Annotated in this window: 16 protein-coding genes; 13 read left to right on the forward strand and 3 right to left on the reverse strand. The window is 44.6% G+C overall.

Features of this window, described 5'->3' with window-relative positions; translation table 11 throughout:
• Positions 1–262 precede the first annotated feature (262 nt).
• The 4 genes from JNUCC31_RS29945 to JNUCC31_RS29960 all read left to right on the forward strand — a co-directional run bounded on the left by JNUCC31_RS29945 (position 263) and on the right by JNUCC31_RS29960 (position 5,586).
• On the forward strand, positions 263–937 hold the full coding sequence (locus tag JNUCC31_RS29945; RefSeq protein WP_024634381.1) for a response regulator transcription factor: 675 nt from the start codon (positions 263–265) through the stop codon (positions 935–937).
• Positions 934–2,295, forward strand: a complete 1,362-nt coding sequence (locus JNUCC31_RS29950) for a sensor histidine kinase (RefSeq protein ID WP_192266946.1) — start codon at positions 934–936, stop codon at positions 2,293–2,295. Before JNUCC31_RS29945 ends, JNUCC31_RS29950 begins: the two co-directional genes overlap by 4 nt.
• Positions 2,296–2,489: 194 nt before the next feature.
• Positions 2,490–4,619: a serine hydrolase domain-containing protein gene (locus JNUCC31_RS29955; RefSeq protein WP_192266947.1), complete on the forward strand. Its 2,130-nt coding sequence runs from the start codon at positions 2,490–2,492 to the stop codon at positions 4,617–4,619.
• A gap of 25 nt (positions 4,620–4,644) precedes the next feature.
• Entirely contained in the window at positions 4,645–5,586 is a 942-nt protein-coding gene (locus tag JNUCC31_RS29960; RefSeq protein ID WP_192266948.1) for an alpha/beta hydrolase, read from the forward strand.
• Between the two features lie 95 nt (positions 5,587–5,681).
• Here the strand turns inward: JNUCC31_RS29960 and JNUCC31_RS29965 are convergent, their stop codons facing one another.
• Positions 5,682–7,781, reverse strand: coding sequence for a serine hydrolase domain-containing protein (locus JNUCC31_RS29965; protein ID WP_192266949.1), 2,100 nt, complete (start codon positions 7,779–7,781; stop codon positions 5,682–5,684).
• Between the two features lie 201 nt (positions 7,782–7,982).
• Here JNUCC31_RS29965 and JNUCC31_RS29970 point away from each other — a divergent pair, with 201 nt between their 5' ends.
• From JNUCC31_RS29970 to JNUCC31_RS29985, 4 genes are all read left to right on the forward strand, one after another.
• A complete protein-coding gene (locus JNUCC31_RS29970; protein WP_192266950.1) occupies positions 7,983–8,351 on the forward strand; it encodes a hypothetical protein in 369 nt (122 codons plus the stop codon).
• Positions 8,352–8,353: 2 nt separating this feature from the next.
• Entirely contained in the window at positions 8,354–10,072 is a 1,719-nt protein-coding gene (locus JNUCC31_RS29975; protein ID WP_192266951.1) for an ABC transporter ATP-binding protein, read from the forward strand.
• 230 nt (positions 10,073–10,302) lie between these two features.
• Entirely contained in the window at positions 10,303–10,737 is a 435-nt protein-coding gene (locus JNUCC31_RS29980) for a MarR family winged helix-turn-helix transcriptional regulator (RefSeq protein ID WP_228469312.1), read from the forward strand.
• Positions 10,734–11,792, forward strand: coding sequence for a threonine aldolase family protein (locus tag JNUCC31_RS29985; RefSeq protein ID WP_192266952.1), 1,059 nt, complete (start codon positions 10,734–10,736; stop codon positions 11,790–11,792). The genes JNUCC31_RS29980 and JNUCC31_RS29985 overlap by 4 nt, the downstream gene beginning before the upstream one ends.
• A 113-nt stretch (positions 11,793–11,905) precedes the next feature.
• Here JNUCC31_RS29985 and JNUCC31_RS29990 read toward each other — a convergent pair whose 3' ends face one another.
• On the reverse strand, positions 11,906–13,882 hold the full coding sequence (locus JNUCC31_RS29990) for a family 10 glycosylhydrolase (RefSeq protein WP_192266953.1): 1,977 nt from the start codon (positions 13,880–13,882) through the stop codon (positions 11,906–11,908).
• A gap of 135 nt (positions 13,883–14,017) precedes the next feature.
• On the opposite strand from JNUCC31_RS29990, the gene JNUCC31_RS29995 reads away from it, so the two are divergent.
• The gene (locus JNUCC31_RS29995) at positions 14,018–14,896 is read left to right on the forward strand and encodes a helix-turn-helix transcriptional regulator (RefSeq protein ID WP_192266954.1); all 879 of its coding nucleotides are present in this window, start codon (positions 14,018–14,020) and stop codon (positions 14,894–14,896) included.
• A gap of 141 nt (positions 14,897–15,037) precedes the next feature.
• Here JNUCC31_RS29995 and JNUCC31_RS30000 read toward each other — a convergent pair whose 3' ends face one another.
• On the reverse strand, positions 15,038–16,219 hold the full coding sequence (locus JNUCC31_RS30000; protein WP_192266955.1) for a multidrug effflux MFS transporter: 1,182 nt from the start codon (positions 16,217–16,219) through the stop codon (positions 15,038–15,040).
• Positions 16,220–16,708: 489 nt separating this feature from the next.
• Between JNUCC31_RS30000 and JNUCC31_RS30005 the strand changes: the two genes are divergently transcribed.
• From JNUCC31_RS30005 to JNUCC31_RS30020, 4 genes are all read left to right on the forward strand, one after another.
• A complete protein-coding gene (locus JNUCC31_RS30005; protein WP_079697598.1) occupies positions 16,709–16,831 on the forward strand; it encodes a sporulation protein YjcZ in 123 nt (40 codons plus the stop codon).
• Between the two features lie 158 nt (positions 16,832–16,989).
• Positions 16,990–18,702 (forward strand): sensor histidine kinase, encoded by a 1,713-nt coding sequence (locus tag JNUCC31_RS30010; protein WP_192266956.1) that lies wholly within the window; start codon positions 16,990–16,992, stop codon positions 18,700–18,702.
• Entirely contained in the window at positions 18,699–20,105 is a 1,407-nt protein-coding gene (locus JNUCC31_RS30015) for a response regulator transcription factor (protein ID WP_192266957.1), read from the forward strand. Before JNUCC31_RS30010 ends, JNUCC31_RS30015 begins: the two co-directional genes overlap by 4 nt.
• Positions 20,106–20,137: 32 nt before the next feature.
• Positions 20,138–21,814 carry an extracellular solute-binding protein gene (locus JNUCC31_RS30020; protein WP_228469313.1) on the forward strand — a complete coding sequence of 559 codons (1,677 nt, stop codon included), beginning with the start codon at positions 20,138–20,140 and terminating at the stop codon, positions 21,812–21,814.
• The last annotated feature ends 48 nt before the right edge of the window (positions 21,815–21,862 follow it).

Genomic DNA, 21,862 nt, shown 5'->3' on the forward strand with positions numbered 1-21,862 from the left:
TAAAAGGAGTTTATCTTCGAGGTTCATATAGTAATAGAAAAGAGAACGGAAAAGGGGCATTATACAAAGAGAGAAAGCGATGCAGCTTGCAACGCCGACTCAGGATATATATGGGAGCAGCGGGACTTGTTTATGGAATTATGCAAAGAAGAAGATATATTTATAGTAGAACAGAGTGATTTCAACCAATGAGGTAGCATGATTTAGAATTCTTCGCTCTTGCTCAACTGAAGAATTATTCTTTTTTAGGAGAGTGGAAACGATGCCTACGATATTAGTTGCTGACGACGATGCGAACATTCGCAAACTCGTCTGTTTATTTTTGCGCAACGACGGATTTACAACCATCAACGCCGTAGACGGAAAGGAAGCCCTGGCTATCTATACCTCCACGCCAGTCGATTTGGTTATTCTTGATATTATGATGCCAGTCATGGACGGTTGGGCATTATGCGAGGAACTTCGAAGAGCCAATCCGGATCTTCCGTTACTAATGTTGACGGCAAGAAACGAGACCTGGGAGAAAGTACAAGCATTTCAGCTCGGGACAGATGACTATATGACGAAGCCATTCGATCCGCTTGAGTTGATGGCTCGCGTCAAGGCACTGTTAAAACGATACCGTATAGGTTTAACGCAGACCATCCAATTAGGAAACGTTATTCTGAACCGGCAGACTTATAAGGTCCTGAGGGGTACAGAGTCGTTCACCTTGCCGCTTAAAGAGTTCGAATTATTGTATAAACTTGCTGGATTACCGGGACAAGTCTATACGCGGGAGCAATTAATCGATCAAGTTTGGGGAATTAATTATACTGGCGATGATCGAACGATAGACGTGCATATTAAACGTCTACGCGAACGTTTTGCCGATATCTCCGATTTTCGTATCGAAACGGTGCGGGGACTTGGCTACCGGCTAGAGGTGCAGGAGTGACCGGCTCCCTCTATACACGTGTAGTCCTGACCTTTCTGGTCTCCGTGATCGGAGGCACAATCCTTTCTTTTCTTGCTACAACCTGGATATTTCAAGATAAATTAAACGAAAACTTACAAAGCTCCTTGCTTGACTTTGGCCAGGATATCGTCCGCATCTACGAGACATTGCCTATACGCGAAGCAGAAATGTTTATAAGTGAAATGAAACAACTCAACTCTTACCACATTCGAATCTATAAAGCAACGGGTCAGTTTCAATCCTATGGAGAACTTAAAGGACAACATCCTTTCCTAGTGACTACAGAACAAGTGAAGAAAGTGCTGGATGGGGAAAGGGTCCAAGTTAATGGAATCGATACGATCTTCTTGGGATTGCCGATAAAAACTGAAATGGGAAGCATAGCCATGTTTGTAGAGCCCCTCACTTCCTCTTCCACCTCATTTCTTATCAAGTTTGTTGTAACCTTTTTGATTTGTTCGTTGTTAGCAGGAAGCCTATTGATACTAATTGCGGCTATTTTTCTGGTAAGACCGATCAAAAAATTGACAGAAGCGACCCGGCTTATAGCTGCCGGAGATTTCAATGTCAAGCTTAATATTAAACAAAAGGGTGAGATAGGTACTCTGGCTCGTAGTTTCGAAGAAATGATGCACGATCTACAGCAGCTTGAGCAGATGCGCAGGGAATTCGTAGCAAACGTGTCCCATGAAGTTCAGTCTCCGCTCACTTCCATTTCCGGTTTTGCTATAGCGCTCAAGCAGGTAGACCTCCCGGATGACGAAAGAAGCGATTATCTCGATATTATCATCACTGAAACTGCACGAATGTCCAAAATAAGTGATAGTCTGCTAAAGCTGAGTTTGCTTGAATCTCAATCATTGCAAATGCGGCTCGCCACGCTCAGTCTGGATGAACAGATCAGACAAGTAATCGTCGCTATTCAACCCCAATGGTCGGCCCGTAACATTCAGTTCGATCTTGATTTGCAGCCCACCAAAATCACGGCCGATCATGACCAGTTAAATCAGGTGTGGATCAATATCTTCGGCAATGCCATCAAATTTTCCGAAGATGGTGCCCGAATTAGCATCAGGATCAAACAGAATATCAAGAACGTGACGATCCGCATATCGGATTCGGGTATTGGGATTCTCCCGGAAGACCAAAAGCGTATATTTGACCGCTTCTTTAAAGCTGATCGTTCCCACAGTCAGAAATATGAAGGAAGCGGTATGGGACTAGCTATCGTAAAGCAGATCGTCTCGCTTCATCAAGGGGACATCCGGGTGGAGAGCGAATATGGACGAGGAACGACCTTCATCGTCATCTTGCCCATCACAACACCCACAGAGTGATTGGGTTTCATGCCTCCACTAGGCTATGACACCCTGCATAGACCTCCTTGCGTATGACGATGCAAACTTTTTTTACCTGTTCATCCTCCGTTCATGTAGTAGTCATTAGGGGGACATCTTGGTTTGTTATATTGTCTTTAGCGCCCACGTTATGGTGGCTTAACACAATGATGAAGACAGGAGTAGATGCAAGAATGAAACCAAGAGAGGTAACAAAACTGAAGATGAGTGTGAGGAGAGCAAGAAAGAGAAATACTATAGCTGCTGTGACTCTCATGCTGACGATACTTGCCCCAATGTCTGCAATGGCCGCACCGGCTGCCATGAATAACAGCATTAACCTTACGTATGAGACAACAAAGAAAACCGTAATCGAAAAAGCTAAGTTGCTGACTGAAACGTACGGTACGACGAGTCTGCAATATGCGCTGATTGATGGTGGAGAGATTACAGTGTCCGGTCAAACGGGCAAGAACGATCTAAACGACAAGGTACCTCTTACTTCGAACACAATCTATGGCATTGGTTCAACCAGTAAAATGATGCTTACAGCCGCTGTAATGAAGCTGGTTGATGAAGGCAAGATCGATTTGGATGTGCCTGTAGTGAAGTATATGCCTGATTTTACAATGAAAGATAACCGATACAAACAGATTACACCCCGTATGTTGCTGAATCATTCGGCCGGGTTTCTCGGAACCTCTAGCGGTAGTGCTATACTGTATGGGGATAATGATACCTATGCACATGATACCTTTTTGGATCAATTGGCGACCCAGAATCTGATGGCAGAGCCAGGTACGTATTCGGTGTACTCTAACGATGGATTTACATTAGCTGAAATTCTGGTTGAGAGAGTCACTGGTATGAGTTTCACGGCATTTATACACAAATATTTTACAGAGCCTCTGAAAATGAATCATACTAAAACACCACAGGATATAGTTAATACGGGAGAAATGGCGGGAATCTACTCTCCTGTGTATAAGGGGCAACTTCCACAAGAGAATTATAATATTATTGCTTCAGGAGGCATATATTCCACCGCTAAGGATCTGGTGAAATTTTCGCAAATCTTCACAGGAGAGGTCAAAGGCATTCTTTCCAACAAGTCGGTAGAAGCCATGGAACAAAAAGAATACAGAAGAGGCATGTGGCCAGAGGATAGTGATTCTTCTATGTCTTACGGATTAGGCTGGGATAGTGTGGACTTGTTCCCATTCAGTGACTACGGCATCAAGGCTGTTACGAAAGGTGGAGATACGTTATCTTATCATTCTTCACTCGTCGTACTTCCGGAATACAACATGGCTGCAGCCGTGATCTCTTCAGGCGGAGCAAGCATAACTAATCAATTCATTGCGAGTGAGTTATTACTTAGCGCACTTGAAGAAAAGGGCATGATTAAAGAACGGAAACCGGAAAAATCATTTGGTGTACCTGTGAAGGCTGATATGCCTAAAGAAATCTCCAAATTTGCAGGGAGATATGGTGGCAATAATTCAGTTACGAAGATCAAAATAAATAAGGCTGGACAAATGACAGTCTCCTCTCTCACGGCTCCAAGTAATCCGGTTCAAGAATACACCTATACATCAGATGGTACTTTTGTGAGTGATGATGGTACAGAAAAGTTGAAATTCGTTGTGGAGAAAAATGGGAATACCTACCTGTGGTCTCGATCTTATATCTCCGTTCCAGGACTCGGACAGGTGGCTCTCTCAGAATATAATGCGGAGAAGCTCAAAGCCAATACATTACCCAAGGAGATTAACGCTGCATGGGCAAAGCGTGATGGTAAAAAATATTATCTGGTGAATGCGAAATACACATCAATGTTCTATCTTAATTCTACATCGATCCTGCCTATTCATATGAATAAAGAGAATCCAGGGTATATGTCCAATAATAAAATTATTGGAGCAGGCGAAGCAGCCAATCAATTGCAGATTCCGGGTACTGCCGGACGAGAACCGATGGACATTCATTTCTCCAAAAAGAACGGAGGAGAGTATCTTACATTTTCAGGTTATGTATTCGCCAGTGAGGAAATGGTGAAACCAATCTATGCGGGTAAACAATCCGCAACAACCATTCAAGCAGATGGATATGCCAAATGGTTCTCGGTACCCGCTACTGCGAAAGGAAAAATCATGACAGTGAAGTTACCTGCAAATGGAGCCTTTGCTATCTATGATCAGAACGGAATTTGTATTAATCACAGCGTGGTCAGCGGTAAGAATGATGTTGTTTTACCAGAGAACGGCCGTATTGTATTTGCAGGTGAGGCTGGTTCCCAATTTCAAATTTCATTAAAAAAGTAAATGAACTCAACAGGAGAGAACCATCATGATGAAAAAAATATTAATCATTTTGCTCAAAATATTCGGAGCCATAGTTATCGCTTTTGCATTATTTATTGCCACTGTTTTTATCGTTAATGTATTTAGCAACAAATCAGAGGAAGGGAAAATAAAACCCTATGGTCAGTTTGTAGCGGTTGACGGGAAAAACATGAATGTGTTGATCCAAGGAAAAGGCGAAGAAACGGTCGTATTACTTCCCGGATATGGAACACCAGCTCCAGCCCTTGATTTTAAACCGCTCATTGATGAGTTATCACCATTTTACAAAGTCGTCGTCATTGAGCCTTTTGGTTATGGATTAAGTGACGTAACTGAAAAAGAGCGTACCACGGAAAATATGGTTAGTGAAATTCATGAAGCGTTACAGCAGCTTAATATTCATCGTTACACGCTCATGGGTCACTCCATTTCAGGAATTTACGGACTGGACTATGTGAACAAATATCCAAACGAAGTAAGTGCCTTTGTCGGGATTGATAGCAGCGTACCAACGCAGGGAGGTAATGATGATCCATTCCCAACCGAAACGTACAAACTGCTTAAAAAATCCGGATTCTACCGATTGTTAATGAAACTGGCCCCTGATCAACTGATTGCACCCGACGTTGATGATGAAACAAGAGAACAAATTAGAATCCTTTCACTCAAAAATACGTTTAATCCGAACAACCTGAATGAAGGCGAAAATTTCGGTCCCAATTTCAAAGCAGCTGAGCACTTGTCCTTCCCCAAAGATCTTCCTGTGATTTTCTTTTTACAAGCGAATGATACCGAAACGGAAGGATGGATACCTTTGCATGAAGAGCAAGTTAAAAATTCAGTACATGGTAAAGTGATGACATTCGAAGGTGGACATTATTTACACCATACCCGATCCAAAGAAATAGCTGAAAACTTCAGGAAGTTTATGAATGAAGTGAAATAAACTTGGTACCTATCAAAAATGATTTCAGAAAGAGAGAAACGCCCGTCCCCAGTCGAACACCGGGGAACGGGCGTATTTATTTTTCATATTCATTATTATTTATCTGTTAACGAAATTTCGAACCTTGAACCTGCTTCACCGGCAAATACAATCGTACCATTCACAGGTAATGCAACTTCATTCTCACCACTGACCACGGTATGATTCATGCTGATACCAGCCTGGTCATATACAGTGAAAGCACCTTTCAAAGGCATCTTCACCGTCATCACTTTACCTGCAGCGGCTGCGGGGACCGAATACCATGTCGCATAACCATTCGTTTGAATCGTTGTCTCCGATTGTATCCCCGAATAGAGTGGTCTCACAAGTTCTTGACTGACGTATACCTTTCCTCCTGCTGCCAAGTATTCCACGCCGTTTTTCTCGAAGAACTCATACTCCATCGTATCCCGTCCAGCCAAACCTGGAATTTGCAGTTGGTTCACGGCCAGGTTTGCATCAACAATTTTATTGGTATACACATAACCGGGTACCTCATTAAACATATGAATGGGGATGATCGGCGTTGCACTGTCATATACCGTTGAGGTGTATTTCTCATTCACCAGATAATAAATGTGGCCTTCGCGCTGCTTCCAATCGGCTGTTACATCTTCGGGTAATGTATTGGTTTCAAGCTTTTCTGCCTTGTATTCCGAGGAGGCGATCTGTCCAAGCCCTGGCACAGACTGATACGAACGGGACCACAGGTATGTATTCCCATTATCCCCTTGGACGAATTTCAACTTTTCTGTCCCTTGCTCGTTAACAAAAGAACCATCTACGGTATACGTATACTTTTGTTCCGTTTTGTTCGGAGAAGAAAGCATGGTCATCGTTAATTGCCCTTCAACATTTACTTCCAACTTCAATAACGAGCTGCCGCCACCACCATAAATGCCTGCATACTGCGTTAGTTTCTTCGGCATGGATGCTTTTACAGGTACGCCAAACGATTTTTCCGCTTTCCGTTCTTTAATAATATCTTTTTCCTCAAGTGCGCTGAGCAACAATTCACTCGCAATCAATTGATCAGTTGTGTTTGAACCTCCTGAGGAGGTAACAGCGGCTGCCATGTTGTATTCCGGAAGCACAATCAATGACGAATGATACGCAATCGTATTCCCGCCTTTGCTAACCGCCTGGATGCCGTATTCGCTAAATGGGAACAAACTTACACTATCCCAGCCTAATCCGTACGAAATAGATGAATCGCTGTCCTCTGTCCACATGCCTCTTTTGTATTCTTCCTGCGTCATCGCTTTTGCCGACTCACTGGAAAGAATGCCTTTTACCTCTCCCGTAAAGATTTGCGAAAATTTGACCAGGTCTTCAGCGGTAGAGTAAATGCCTCCAGAGCCAATCATATTTGTATTCTCTAGTGGAAGTTGTTCATTATGCAGCTGGGAATAAGTTACTGCCATTTGATCCGGGTCAACCAGATCCTGTGGCGTATTAGTGTGGCTCATACCTAACGGCTCGGTGAAATTCTGACGGATAAAATGGCTAAAGCTCATGCCACTGACCTTCTCGACCAGAATTTCAGCTAATGTAAAGCTATCGTTACTATACACCGAGTAGGCTCCCGGATCTGCCTTCAGATTTTGTTCGGCCAATTGATCCAAAAACGTATCATGTGCATAGGTATCGTTGTCCTCATACAGTATTGCACTGCTGCTTGAGGTTCCGAGAATCCCTGATGAATGATTCAGCAGCATGCGTGGTGTAATTTGTGTGTAACGTTTGTCTTTCATCTTGAACTCCGGGATATAGTTTACAACCGGCACATCCAGATCGATCTTGCCTTCATCAACCAGCTTCATCACAGCAGCGGTAAGCACCATTTTACTGGTTGAACCGATGCCATACATTGTATTAGAAGAAAGGGGGATGCGGTCCTCCAGATCGTTTTTGCCAACTTGTCCAGAGATTACGATCTCCCCTTCATCCATGAGTGCGTACTGCACACTTGTTGTACCATATGTTTCGGTAAGGAGCTTGGCCTTCTCCATCACCGCTTTTTCGGTCATAGCATACGTAAGGTTACTACTGTTACTGGTTGCCGGTGTGGCGAGAGCAGTCATTGGGGCTAACATGGTTAACATCAGGGTTACGGCGGCAAATGAAGTTCGTTTGTTCAGTGTCAATCTCATCTTCTCCTGTCTTATCTGTGAATTGGGAATCTCTGTGGTGGTACGTAAGTTAGTGTACTCTAGGACGGTGAACTGAATATGAATTGACTCTGCATAAATTGGAAAAATACGGTTGACAGAATGTTTACATGTGTATACAATCGTATACATGAGAAGGTTGTATACATATGTATACAACTCGCAAATGGAGGTGCTTTACAAATGAGAGAAAGACATATAAATGTGAACGAACAACCTGATCGCCATGGAGAGCGGTCGAGAAGCGGTCGTGGGGAAGATGAGCAGCAGGGTGAACGTTCCAGACGTGGGAGAGGGCATGGAGAACATCACGGCAAACGGGGGAATGGGGCACAAACGTTTCGTCGTGGGAGAATTCTAGTCTTTTTGGAACAAATGCAGAATCGCAGAGCTACGTTGGCCAGACAGCTTGGTCAGGAGGAGTTCCGTAATATTCATCAGATGATTAGTGGTGAGCTGAAAGCCATAGATCAGGTTATTGATGAGTACATCCAACTATTTGAATTGCAAAATGAAGAAGATAGCCCTAATCAGGATGTGGAGAGTGAATAAGAATGGTTCGTCGTTTTTTCTCGTATTATCGTCCTTACAAAAAACTGTTTTTAATTGATTTTGGTTGTGCAGTAATAGCTGGTTTACTCGAGCTGGCATTTCCACTTGCTGTAAGTAAATTCATTAATGAGTTGCTGCCAGGTCAAGATTGGCCACTCATTATCCTCGCATGTATAGTATTGCTGTCCATCTATGCGCTGAATACCGTATTGAATTATGTCGTGACCTACTGGGGGCATATGCTTGGTATTAACATTGAGACCAACATGCGTTCGAAGATGTTTGCTCATTTGCAAAAGCTGTCCTTCCGGTTCTTCGATAATCGCAAGACGGGTCATCTGATCGGTCATCTGACCAATGACCTAAACGATATTGGCGAGGTAGCTCACCATGGACCGGAGGATGTATTCATCGCAGTGATGACATTAATCGGATCTTTCTGGCTCATGGCGAACATTAACTTGGAGCTTGCACTGATCACCTTTATTATTATCCCGATCATGGCCTGGGTCATTATCGTGTTCGGTGGGCGCATGACGAAGACCTATCGGCGCCTCTTCGGCGATGTGGGGAATTTCAATTCCCGTATTGAAGACAATGTAGGTGGAATTCGTGTCGTTCAATCATTCGCTAACGAAGAGCATGAGAAAAAACTATTTTCCGTAGACAACGAGAACTTCCGTAAAACAAAGCTGCTTGCTTACAAAACGATGGCGAAGAGTATATCGGTCAGCTACATGATGATGCGTCTGGTTACTGTGTTCGTTATGATCAGCGGTGCCTGGTTCTTTATCGATGGCAGAATTGATATGGGTGATTTCATGGCATTCCTGTTGTTATCCAATATCTTCTTCCGTCCGATTGAAAAAATTAACGCGGTCATCGAAAGTTATCCTAAGGGCATTGCTGGATTTAAGCGTTATTTGGAAATCATTGATACCGAGCCGGAGATCGCCGATGCGAAAAATGCGGTTGAGCTAAAAAGCGTGCGTGGAGATATTCGCTTCGAAAATGTCTCGTTCGGTTATGAGGAGAATCGACGTATTCTGAATAACATCAGTCTGTCCATCAATCCAGGGGAAACCGTTGCTTTTGTGGGGCCTTCCGGTGCAGGTAAAACGACGATCTGCAGTCTGCTTCCACGATTTTATGAAGTAGAGGAAGGCAGGATCACCGTTGACGGGATGGATATTCGCGAGGTTCAGCTGGAATCATTGCGCAGACATATCGGTATTGTTCAACAGGATGTTTTTCTCTTCTCAGGCACAATTAAGGAAAATATCGCTTATGGCGATTTAACGGCAACGGACGAGCAGATCTGGGATGCAGCCCGTCGCGCTTCTTTGGAAGAGCTGCTTCTTAGTTTGCCAGAAGGAATCGATACGATCATTGGTGAACGTGGTGTCAAACTTTCCGGAGGTCAGAAACAGCGCTTGTCTATTGCTCGGATGTTCCTGAAAAATCCACCGATTCTTATCCTGGACGAAGCTACGTCCGCTCTGGATACCGAGACTGAAGCGCTGATCCAGAAGTCCTTGGCAGAACTGTCTGTGGGTAGAACAACGCTTGTTATTGCACACCGACTGACCACGATCAAGAATGCAGATCGGATAATCGTTGTGAACGCTGATGGCATTGCAGAGCAGGGCAACCATGAGGAGCTGGTTGCAGCCGGAGGCATATACAGCCGACTTCATCAGGTACAATACAGCCATTCATAATGTTAAAACGCCAAAACCGCGCATATTGCGCGGTTTTTGTTTGTGCGGATGGAGCAAGTTGATTCCAATGTTGCAAACTACGGATTTAGCTGAGCTTTTCATTCAGGTGAATTGACTTGCTCATCATCATTTATATTGTTGACAACGTCCACTAATCTGATTAATATAATGTTGACATTGTCCACTAAAAAGGAGGGTTTAACATCAACTCTCAGCAAATAAATCCAGATATGTTGACTGAAATGCGACGTTTCAACCGTTTCTATACCAATATACTCGGTGTTCTTGACAAGCACATCCTGGGAACGGGATACTCGTTCGCCGAAGCACGAGTCATTATCGAAATTGGGATTCAAGGAGAGAGTATTGCCAACAATCTGGTGGATACACTGACGATCGATCGCAGCTACATGAGCCGAATTGTAAGTAAACTGACCAAAGAGGGACTTCTGGTAAAGGTGAATTCAGCAGCTGACAGCCGGGTAAGTCTGATTCGACTGACTGAAAAGGGTAAGGAGCTATACAACGAATTGAATGAGCGCTCGGATCAGCAGATTCAGAAGCTGATGGAAGGCTTGAACGAAGAAGAGATTAAAGAAGTGTACGAATCCATGATGGACATCCAGAGAAAGTTAAACAAAAAGGCAGGAGAGACAAGACGATGATACGATTCGAATGTGATTATAACGAAGGTGCGCATGAGCGTATTCTGCGCAGAATGATTGAAACTAACATGGAACAAACAAGCGGCTACGGGACGGATGCCCATTGTGAGCGGGCGAGAGAACTCATTCGTCAAGCTTGTGACAGTGAACAGGCGGATGTGCACTTTCTGGTAAGCGGTACACAGACCAATACAACGGTCATTTCATCTATTTTGCGTCCCTACCAGGGTGTAATTGCAGCTGTTTCGGGTCATATCGCTGTCCATGAGACAGGAGCCATCGAAGCTACGGGTCACAAGGTACTCACAGTGCCGAGCGAAGATGGAAAGATTACACCTGATCAGGTCAGAGCGGTCTATGAAGCCCATAGAAGTGATGCATCACCTGAACATTGTGTTCAACCTGGAATGGTTTACATATCCCAGCCTACAGAGAATGGTACGATGTACAGCAAGGCAGAGCTGCAAGCATTATTTGACGTAAGCCGCCAGTGTGGTCTCCCGTTCTTTATTGATGGGGCGCGCCTAGGGTATGCTCTTGCTTCCCGAAATTGTGATATGACTCTTGCTGATCTCGCCCGCCTGTGTGACGTATTCTATATTGGCGGAACCAAGATCGGAGCATTGATGGGGGAAGCGGTAGTCATTCTGAATGACAAGCTCAAGCCGGACTTTCGTTATATGATCAAACAAAAAGGCGGCCTGCTCGCCAAAGGCAGATTGCTGGGTATTCAGTTTGAAACGCTGTTTGAAGATGGCCTGTACCTAGAAATTTCCCAGCATGCTGTGGACATGGCTATGTTGATTCATGATTCACTTGCGGAGCAAGGTATTACTTTCCTATATGACTCACCAACCAATCAGCAATTTCCGATTCTGCCAGATGACCTGCTTCAGGATTTACAAAACCGTTACTCGTTCACATTCTGGGAAAAGGTGTCCGATTCACACAGCGTCGTTCGTTTTTGTACCAGTTGGGCAACTCAACGGGAAAATGTGGATACACTGATTCGTGATATTTCTCAGAGTCTAAACAAATTTAAAGTTTGTGTGTAATCATTAATATCTAAAGGTTAGTATATATGGGGGAGTAATCCGCCAATGAAAAAGTCGCCATGTTGATGGCGACTTCTTTTTTGTCTACTGTTATATGTTCCATAACTGTGCTTCTAAAATTGAATCACGACCATTTGATGACAGGACCACTCCGGTATCGTATAGGTCACAAGGCCGTTCACCTGACTGAATGGGAGACTAAGGTTCTGTGGCGCCAGATAGACATCTTGTACTTGTTCGGCAGCCGCAACCGTCACCTCTGTATTGATAAGTGGAGGGATATCCTCGATAACTTCCACACCTTGTCCTCTACGTACTGGAGAGGCATACAGTAGATGATTCACCCAACGGTTCGAGTTCGTCTGCATTTGCAGCGTGGTAACCCCTTGGGCAGGCAGGTTGGTCATCAGCGACTTGTTGTTACTCAGTAAACGGTCCAGCGTGTAACAGATGATTTCCTTGACAGCCAGGCTCCCCTTTGTCGCATAATCTTCAAAAACATTCCACGCGATATAGATTCCATCCCGACCTTCAGCCATGCCCGTTCCCGATTCCTGCAGATCAGAAGGCGTATGCTGGTGAGAGCAGAACGTGAACAAGTCACGGTTAAAATATGAATTTTCCTTACTGCCAAGTACGATGCCGTCTGTCGTTGGCACGGTGTTCTGTCCTTCGGTGTACATGACGAAAGAGGCTGTACGCAGCGAAGGAAGTTCGAAATTCGGACGGAAATAGGAGGGACGGAATGAGGAAACCTCCTGATATTCTACACCCAAATTGAATTCAAAGCCCGTTCCATCCGGTGAGAGTCCGGAACGGCCAGTGGCGAGAATTTTGCCGCCCTCCGCAAGAAAGCCTTTCAGTTTGGTCCTGATGGACTCTGTGATGAGGATGTCATCCGGCAAAATAATAACTTTATATTTGGACAGATCAGCCTGCAAATCCACGACATCAAAGAGATAGTGGCCTTCCAGCAAAACTCTTACAGCTCCAGTATCATAGTGGTTGTGCTGATCATGTGGATTACCTCCCGCTTCCCATCGCGTTGCCTCCACCGACAGCAACGCGATATCGGCTATCGCTGTAGTATCTCGGCACCATTCCTCCTTAGCTTCTACCTCGCGGTAGGCTTCACCGATCAGTGAATACGTGGCGGGATCCATTTGACCAGCCGGATGCAGCTGATCCCCGATGGAGCAGCGTGCCCCGTTCGCAAGGCTCAGCGCAGTTTCATAACGCAGCGCGTTTGGATGTTTATATCCGCCGAATTCACCCCAGGAGGTATGGAATTTCCCGGTCATGCCGAGGAAATCCACCTCTAATGTCTGTGCATAACGCGCCGAGAGCGGAAAATGATCGTACCCCCAGCCGCCCGTTGGTAACGATTCTAACTCCAGATGGGTATTCACATGGGCGAGATCCCTGCGCCCGCGGTCGACGTGACTGCTGTTGTGGAACACGGGTAATCCGGGTTTCACTGCATGCACAGTCTCATTCATTCGATTAGCATAACGAACATAAGTCTGTTCCCACAGTTTTCTCATATCTTGAATGTTTCGTGGATCGGAGCCCTGCGTATGCACCTCGGCTACGCAATATTGACAATAACATTCTCGAACACCAACGATATCGAGGAAGATGCCGTCCACATCATATTTCTTTACAACTTCCTCGACCTGTAGGGTGAGAACGTCAAGATAAGGGGTGTTCATGCAAAATTGATGATATCCTGGCGTCATGAAGTCGGTTGTCCAACTGATTTGCTCCTGCTGATTGCGGATGAGCCATTGGGGATGTTTGCGGGCGAGTCGCTCATCCAGGCCAGCAGAGAGATAAACCGGTGTCTTCACGCCTATCTCATGAGCAGCCTCAATCTGGGCACCCAGAAGATCGAAATTCAGATGTGGATGCATTTGATTGGCAGTAGTCGGATGATAGGTCCAACCATGATGGCACTTGGAGAATAGGGTGATGGAATCGACATGTCCAGTTTGGAGCATCTCTTGAAATTGCTGCTTCGAAAAATCACGGCCAATGCCTTCAATGGCTTCTGACGTATGAAAGTCGAGATGAACTTGACGAAATTTCATGCTTGTTCCCCCCTGGTCATTAAATGATAGAATCATATTATATCTACCACTCTAATCGATCATTAGCTTCGATACAGCTGACAATCACGACTATATATAGCACATTCTCTACATTTTGAACAAAGGAGGGATCGTATGCTTGTACTTGAACTTCAAGTCCCACCGTATCCACTGTTAGCAGCCATTGGGCACACTGAATGGCAGCCGGGGATGCAGCATGCCCAGCGTAGCTTTGACGTGTTCGATCTTATTGTTTGCGCCAAAGGAGCGTTATACATGGAAGAAGATGGCCTCCGTTACGAGATTGCGGAAGGTATGATGCTGGTTCTTGAACCTGGCAAAGACCACCGTGGCTATAGACCAACGGATGTGCAGACGGAGGTATACTGGATTCATTTCCAGCTTCCCTCTGTGCAAAAGATGATTTTGAAAGAAAAGACGACTTGGGAGCAGCCTTTGCTTAAGCAAACAGACCAAGATATTGAGGCCCCCCCTGGAGTTATTGAAATTCCCAAATTCGCTGCGGTGGATTTACGTAACCTGGAGCCGTTAATGAAAGAAATGCTTGAGCTGCACCATGTACTCACCCGTCCGCGTTCCTTCGAGCTTCATGTTCTGTTAGGCCAGTTCCTTCTGCAATTACAGAAGGGGATGAGACAGAATAGCCCGCAGGCTCGATCCTATTTTCTGAGCGAGAAGGTAGCGAAATATATTGGTCAACGCCTGGAGCAGCCGTTTGATTCCGGAATGATGGAGCGTGATCTGCTTTATCATTTTGATTACCTGGCTCGCTGCCTGAAGCAGTATACGGGGATGAGCCCGCTGCAATACAGGCATCACCTGCAAATAGAGAAGGCCAAACGGTTATTGGCACATTCTGAGCTTTCACTCAAGCGTATCGGCGAGTTGTGTGGACTGCAGGACCATAACTATTTTACACGGTTGTTCAAACGTCAAACTTCCCTCACGCCTGGAGAGTACCGCAAGAAGCATCAGTTGTATTTCATGGAATAGAAGTAATCGAACATATCTTAATGGGCAGTAATAAAAGCAGCCCAGATACGTTAAAGGTACTGGACTGCTTCTATTTTTTTGAAATGTGCCCCGTGACATTTCTTCGTATTATTGATGATTCTAATGAATTATCTCAATGAATTACTCTTCAAAAATAAAGCCTTTGCCAAGCAACCACATTACGCCGCTAATGACCAGAAAATATAAAGGCATCATCAGCAATGAACCGTTGTGGAGAGCACCCATTCCCCATGTCGTAAGGCTTACCAGCAAATAGTAGCCTAAGCTAAATATCGCACCGGCGGTGCCAATCACATCATGAAAATGAACAAGCGCAAGACTTAGACAATTGGGTAAAGCAATACCTGCGCCAATCAACAGAACAAACATGGCAAATAACATGCAACTGATCTGCAAAAGATTGGGCAGCATAGACAAGCTGCTTCCAAGAGTTAAGAGCAGAGCTCCGCTGGTCATGACCAGACAACCCAAACGAATGATCTTTTCCGGTGCGTAAACGGTCAATAATTTTTTGGAGATCATTGCACCGACCACCGATGCCAAGGCCACAATAATGCCCAGAAAACCATAAACGCCAGGCGACAGATCAAAGTGTTCAATGAAGATGAAGGGAGCTTCGGCATAATAACTGAATAAAACTCCGTTAATACCTCCGATCAACACGCCAAACACCATTACGCGCGGCATAGCTAGCATCTTTTTTACAACCGGAAGTATAGCGACTTTGGATCGTAAAGAAACGTTCGTTGTCTCCGGCAGTTTAAGAAAAGCATAAATGAACAACAACACGCTCATCACTACTAACGCCAAGAACACCCATCTGAAGCCAAGGGCCTGATCAATCCAACCACCAATAAGTGGTCCAACTGCCGGCGTAAATGCAATGACAGCAGAGATTTGAGCAAACATAACATGTCTTCGATCTCCCGATACACTTTCTCGAAGCATGGTTTGGGTGATAATCGATCCAGTTGCGGCACCGAAAGCTTGAACGAAACGGCTGACGAGGAGCCATTGAATCGATTCCGAATAAAAGCACATCAAGCTTCCGATCCCATATATGATAAGACCCGCCAGCATTGCAGGTCTGCGACCGATCAAGTCGGACAGCCAGCCCCAACAAAAAACACCCAAGGCAAATCCTATAAAATAGATGCTTAACGTGAATTGTACGGAACTATTCGTTACACCAAGTGCTGATGCGATATTTGGCAGTGATGGAGTGTAAATGGTCTCACTGATTTGTGGAAAAGCGACAAGAACAATCATTAAAAGCAAAGATGGCACTGCATATTTCTTCATAATATATTAGCCCTCCTACAAGCTATACTCTGTTATGACAACAAGAATAGGAGCCTAGCTAGGGAAAGGGGGGCATCATGATGGCGAGACGACTATAAATCATCATTTGTTGAATTACCTTTCATCATTATAGTAGGAGGGTTTGACAATCATTGTTAATACTCGGCCTAGGTTAACATGCTAGATATGGCTAGTCAACCAGCTCAGGCTAATAATACGATTAAGCGGTGTTGTCCCAAGCTCTGATCGTACTAGACTTGGAATTATGAAATTTAATGAGACTAGCCATTCGCCAAGTGGCAATATAGGATAAGGCGACTACATTATTCAGGAATCCAAGAGTTTTGGGATCAATACCTGAGATGAACATGAAGTCAAAGAATCGGATCGGCGGATAGAGCCCCTTTTTTTGATGATTGCGTGAATAGCCTTGTCAATACACCACGATTTGAATACCTTATGACATAACACAAAAGAGGAGGAGATTACATGAGTGAAGTAGGATATGGAAATGTTGGAGGTCTTGGTGGATACGGTGGTTTCACATCCATCGGCGCAATCCTTGTTCTGTTCATCTTGTTGGTCATCATCTCTAAAGCTTTCCTGGTTTAATTCCTTTACCATAATAACAACTCTGCTGGCATCACGCTGGCAGGGTCTTTTTGTCATGATCACAATTTGAAAGCGTTTGACATATTGAATTATCAATCTATAATTATGGAGTTATGCATTCAACATCGAATGGATGAAGTTAAGGAGAATAGGTTGGAATGACACTCAAAAAAAGAATATTTTTGCTGTTTTTTCTCAGTGCGTTTATTCCTTTCATTAGTATATTTGCAATTTCGTACTATACCATTGATTCCATATTTGCCAATAAGATTGATGATGGCATTCGAAGCAATCTACAGCAGGTCACTTCATCACTGGAGAATTCGATTACGAACCTGAATCATGTTACTCAACAGTTGTCCTACAGCGGTACATTAGGCAAAAAGTTGGATGAGGTGTTGAAACCATCCTCCAATATATTTGAATTGATTGAAACTCGGGATGAATTAAAGAGCGAATTAAATGTCGTAACCTTTACCAACCCGAATATAGGTTTGACATTGTATTATTTTCAGAAGGACGGCTCCACACAGTTTGGAAACTTTCCTATTAAGGATCGTTTTGCACCCGAATCTTTGCCTGTGCTCTCCAAAGCATATGGGATTACCTACTATGGACCTCATGTCAGTATGAACCGGTTTGATGATCAGCTCGTCCTATCCGCCATGCGGAAGGTAAAATTACCCCAGAGGGACGATGTGTATATTTACGTTGAATCCGGTTTTCACCTTGCACAGGATATATTGGGTTACAATCAGTACAAAGGAGATTTATCCCACTTGATCCTCGATGGAGAGGGGAATATTGTGTATAGTGAGATTCCCGAAGCGATGAAAGTCGGGGAGAATTTCTCCAGCTTATCGAATGGTGCAGCATCGGACGGAATAGCTCGCGACTATCATTGGTTCAGACAGGGTTCCACTCAGAACTGGAGCGTTGTGTCGGTGATCTCGCAGGCCAAGTATCAACAGGAGAAAAACCAATGGTTGCTTCAAATATTACTGGTCGCTTTATTTTTCCTTGGCTTTACGGTATTTCTGGCTTGGTTGCTGTGGAAGATGGTTTATAAACCCCTCGGTCTGTTCCATTCGGAAATCAACGGTATGTCTCAAAATCCACAAACGGCAGGCAGCCAAACCCGCACGCAAATTCCTGAATTCGATTTTCTGTTGGGCGAATTCTCAAATATGCAGCATCAAATCGGTGATCTCTTTAAAGAGGTGCAGCAGAAAGAGAAAATTCGTGCAGATCTTGAAGTGGAAAAGCTGCTGTACCAGATCAATCCTCATTTTTTGATGAATACGCTGGATACGGTGCACTGGCTTGCAGTTATGAATGGACAAGGGGAGATTGACAGGCTGGTGCAGTCCCTGAATAAGCTGCTGTACTATAATTTGGGTAAATTAGGACAGGTCTCCACGATGGAAGAGGAAATAGACGCGCTTAGACAATATTTGATTTTACAGCAAATCCGATATGACTTTGAATTTGATGTGCGTATTTCGGCTGATGAGCAAGTGCTTCAAATACCAGTACCTCGTTTTATTCTACAGCCGTTGGTTGAAAATTCACTTTACCATGGACTGAGTGATGAAGGTTTTATTCAAATTGAAGTGACACGCAAAGAAACATTGAACATTATGATTCAGGATAATGGAGCAGGTATGACGGAGGAAGCGATTGAAAGACTTCTGAATAATCGTGTACCTGAACATAAAAAAGTAGGCATGGGCATCGGGCTCAATTATGTTCATCGCATGTTAAAAGCGCAGTACGGGGATGAAGCTCAATTGGTGATTGAGAGCGAGCTGGGAACAGGGACAAGTATTTTGCTTATACTTCCTATCAAAGGAGAAGATATCTCGGCATGATTAAGATATTGATTGTGGATGACGATAAATTGGTACGAAAAGGAATAAGCTCTGCAATGCCATGGAACGAATTCGGTATGGAGGTTGTTGGAGAAGCGAGTAACGGGGCTAAGGCGCTGGACTTTCTGGAATCCAACTCGGTAGATCTGATGTTAACGGATCTTGCAATGCCGGTGATGTCTGGCATTGAACTGATGCGAGCCGCAAGGCAGCTCTACCCCGAACTTCATATTGTCGTGCTTACTCTTCATCAGGATTTTGATTATATCCAGGAAGCGCTTCGGCTGGGAGCGATCGACTATATAGCCAAAGTTCAGCTTGAGAAGGAACAATTCGAACATGTACTGAACCGAATACATACTCGGATTGGTGAGCTCACGAATACAAGACGAAAGCTGCCGCAACTAGGTGAAACCAACGTCCATTATCGTAAAGTGTATGCACTTGTTTCACTGGACCGGAAGTCCGGCCAAATTTGGCCCATTGAACTCGAATCCAATGTCGAAGAGGTCCAATTTGAAGTGGAGCGGAATAGCTGGATGTGTGCGGCACCCCTGGATGGAGAGGATCAGCTATTCAATAGATTAAAGGAATACTTGGACCAGATTCCCCAAGGGGCCCTATTGGTGTTGTCTGATGTACAGGAACGCACATGGTCGCAAATTCAAAACTGGATTATAAACTATACAGAATCGTCCTTATTTTATGCTTATGAACCTCATGATCCGGTTATTGCTGTTTCCATGAATGAAGAAGATACATCTCCAATAGAACCTCAGGACGAAGACATGGATCGTATTAAGCGAAGTTGGTTTCTATCTCCGTGGACACATAACGACCATTATTACAACCAGCTGATTGAAGAGTTTAAATCCCTAAGACTACAAAAAGGCCAACTGATGGGATTGCTGTACTCTCTGGTCATGGAGTGGAACCATCTATTTGCCCAGACTACGCTGGGCAGAATCTCAATGATCCATTCTTTTCAATCCTGGTTTGAAGTGGAACAGTGGATCAAGCAGACTTCGGAGAGCATTCGCAAGGCGGATGAACAGACCTCGTATTCTCAGGAAATAATAGATGGTGTGAAAAAAGCCGTGATGATTATGCAGAATGATTTGGATCAGGCATTTACAGCCTCAGGGCTGTCCCAGCAACTCAATATTAGCAGAAGCTATTTCAGCCAATGCTTCAAGGACATCATGGGAAAAACCTTTAATGATTATTCCCGATATATACGAATGGAGAAGTCAAAAGAGTATTTATTGAACACAAACAACACGATTTTCTGGATTGCAGAGCGGGTGGGTTATACCGATGAGAAATATTTCAGCCGAATCTTTCGCGAACTGACAGGCGTGCTGCCTAGTGAATATCGACAGGTAGGCAGAGGGGACAAATAGCTTATGCTCCTCATACCCAACTGAGAATCCGGATGAAAGAAGGGAAAGAGATGATCAAGAAGATGGCTGCGAGTGTTGTTGTCGTCAGCTTGATTGCAGGTATCGTATTTTTCAGTATTTCATACTTTCGGGAATCGCCAATTGTACAAACGACAACCGCTCCTGACACAGCTGCCACCAAGCCATTCGGTAAATATGAAAATCCCGTTTCCATCCGGTTGGGATATGTGGTTGACCCCACAGGTACGGATCTCTCCGAAGGAGAGACATTAGAAAAGAATATGTGGAAAACGGTAATTAAGCAAAACCTCAATATTGATGTTGAGGTCATGTGGCAGGTATCCAAGGAGAATTTTGGACAGAAAACCGACCTGGCTATCGCCAGCAATGATTTACCCGATGCGATGATCGTTAATCAGGTTCAGTTAAATGAGATGGTCAAAGCGGGAGAAATTGAAGATCTGACCAAGGCATATGCAAGCAGCGCTTCACCCGAGATGAAGAAAATTATCGACAGCACCAATGGATTGGCTCTGGAACAAGTGACCTTTGAAGGGAAAATGATGGCTGTTCCGTCTGTGACGGCGGAGGATTTCAGCATGCTTTGGATCAGGCAGGACTGGCTGGATCGTCTTGGATTAAAACCACCGAAAACAGTGGACGATTTGGAAGCTATCGCGAAGGCCTTTGTGGAGAGAGACCCGGATGGGAACGGGAAACGGGATACGATTGGGCTTGCCTCAAGTACGAGTCTGTTTAACGATTTCAGCAGCAGCGCTTTTGCTTTTGATCTAACACCGATCTTCTCGGCTTATGGGTCTTTCCCCGGATATTGGCTCGAGAAAGATGGGAAACCTGTATACGGTTCAATTCTACCAGAGACAAGGAACGCCTTGGTCAAGCTTCGTGATATGTATGCCAAAGGTCTCCTTGACCCGGATCTGGGCATCCGCAAAGAGCCAGAGGAAACCGTCATTAGCGGACAGGCGGGGATGTTCTTCCAAGGTTTCTTTGCGGGCTACTGGCCGCTCCCAAGCGCGTGGCTGAATGATCCCAAGGCGAACTGGCAGGCTTACGCGCTCCCGCTGGATGCAAACGGAGCCTATCGTGTCAAGGTGGATAATCCCTCAAGTTCTTTCCTGGTGGTTCGAAAGGGGTATGCTCATCCGGATGCGATCATTAAAATAAACAATCTGTACCTCCGTGATGAGTTCAAGTATGGCACCAGTTTTATGCTGAGCCGCAATTTCTTTGCCCCGGCAGATGAAGCCCGATATGAATCCAAAGCCGTGCAGGAGATTCTCGCAGGAACCAAAACACCAGCCGATTTCAAGGACCAGTCCGAATACAAGCTGCTGGAAAATATGGTTTCGACGATCAAACAAACCAAACTAAAGCCTTATGATCAACTTGGCATTTCGTATTGGGATCAGCACAACGAGAACTTTATGCGTGGTTATTCGCTCCTTGTCGGCGGAAGAAACTTCTTTGATCCGAATATCCTTAAAGTTCGAAGCCTTACCTACAAGCGTACGCCAGCAGTGGAGAGGTCGTGGGTTAAACTGTCCAAGCTGGAACATGATACATTCTTAAAAATTATTCTAGGCGCTGCGCCGATCGATTCATTCGATCAATTTGTACAGGAGTGGACGGAACAGGGTGGCGACCAAGTGACTGCTGAAGTGATTGCATCCCAGAAGCAGCACTGAAGTGCTAACCTATGTACACTGAATTCCACACGTTTACTGAATTCGATC

Source organism: Paenibacillus sp. JNUCC-31, assembly GCF_014844075.1.
Taxonomy (GTDB): domain Bacteria; phylum Bacillota; class Bacilli; order Paenibacillales; family Paenibacillaceae; genus Paenibacillus.

What these genes read in the sequence shown, in the direction of transcription:
- JNUCC31_RS29945 (WP_024634381.1), top strand. Translation starts at nt 263, where the DNA reads ATGCCTACGATATTAGTTGCTGACGACGATGCGAACATTCGCAAACTC.
- JNUCC31_RS29955 (WP_192266947.1), top strand. Translation starts at nt 2,490, where the DNA reads ATGAAACCAAGAGAGGTAACAAAACTGAAGATGAGTGTGAGGAGAGCA.
- JNUCC31_RS29960 (WP_192266948.1), top strand. Translation starts at nt 4,645, where the DNA reads ATGATGAAAAAAATATTAATCATTTTGCTCAAAATATTCGGAGCCATA.
- JNUCC31_RS29965 (WP_192266949.1), bottom strand. Translation starts at nt 7,781, where the DNA reads ATGAGATTGACACTGAACAAACGAACTTCATTTGCCGCCGTAACCCTG.
- JNUCC31_RS29970 (WP_192266950.1), top strand. Translation starts at nt 7,983, where the DNA reads ATGAGAGAAAGACATATAAATGTGAACGAACAACCTGATCGCCATGGA.
- JNUCC31_RS29975 (WP_192266951.1), top strand. Translation starts at nt 8,354, where the DNA reads ATGGTTCGTCGTTTTTTCTCGTATTATCGTCCTTACAAAAAACTGTTT.
- JNUCC31_RS29980 (WP_228469312.1), top strand. Translation starts at nt 10,303, where the DNA reads ATGTTGACTGAAATGCGACGTTTCAACCGTTTCTATACCAATATACTC.
- JNUCC31_RS29985 (WP_192266952.1), top strand. Translation starts at nt 10,734, where the DNA reads ATGATACGATTCGAATGTGATTATAACGAAGGTGCGCATGAGCGTATT.
- JNUCC31_RS29990 (WP_192266953.1), bottom strand. Translation starts at nt 13,882, where the DNA reads ATGAAATTTCGTCAAGTTCATCTCGACTTTCATACGTCAGAAGCCATT.
- JNUCC31_RS29995 (WP_192266954.1), top strand. Translation starts at nt 14,018, where the DNA reads ATGCTTGTACTTGAACTTCAAGTCCCACCGTATCCACTGTTAGCAGCC.
- JNUCC31_RS30000 (WP_192266955.1), bottom strand. Translation starts at nt 16,219, where the DNA reads ATGAAGAAATATGCAGTGCCATCTTTGCTTTTAATGATTGTTCTTGTC.
- JNUCC31_RS30005 (WP_079697598.1), top strand. Translation starts at nt 16,709, where the DNA reads ATGAGTGAAGTAGGATATGGAAATGTTGGAGGTCTTGGTGGATACGGT.
- JNUCC31_RS30010 (WP_192266956.1), top strand. Translation starts at nt 16,990, where the DNA reads ATGACACTCAAAAAAAGAATATTTTTGCTGTTTTTTCTCAGTGCGTTT.
- JNUCC31_RS30015 (WP_192266957.1), top strand. Translation starts at nt 18,699, where the DNA reads ATGATTAAGATATTGATTGTGGATGACGATAAATTGGTACGAAAAGGA.
- JNUCC31_RS30020 (WP_228469313.1), top strand. Translation starts at nt 20,138, where the DNA reads ATGAAAGAAGGGAAAGAGATGATCAAGAAGATGGCTGCGAGTGTTGTT.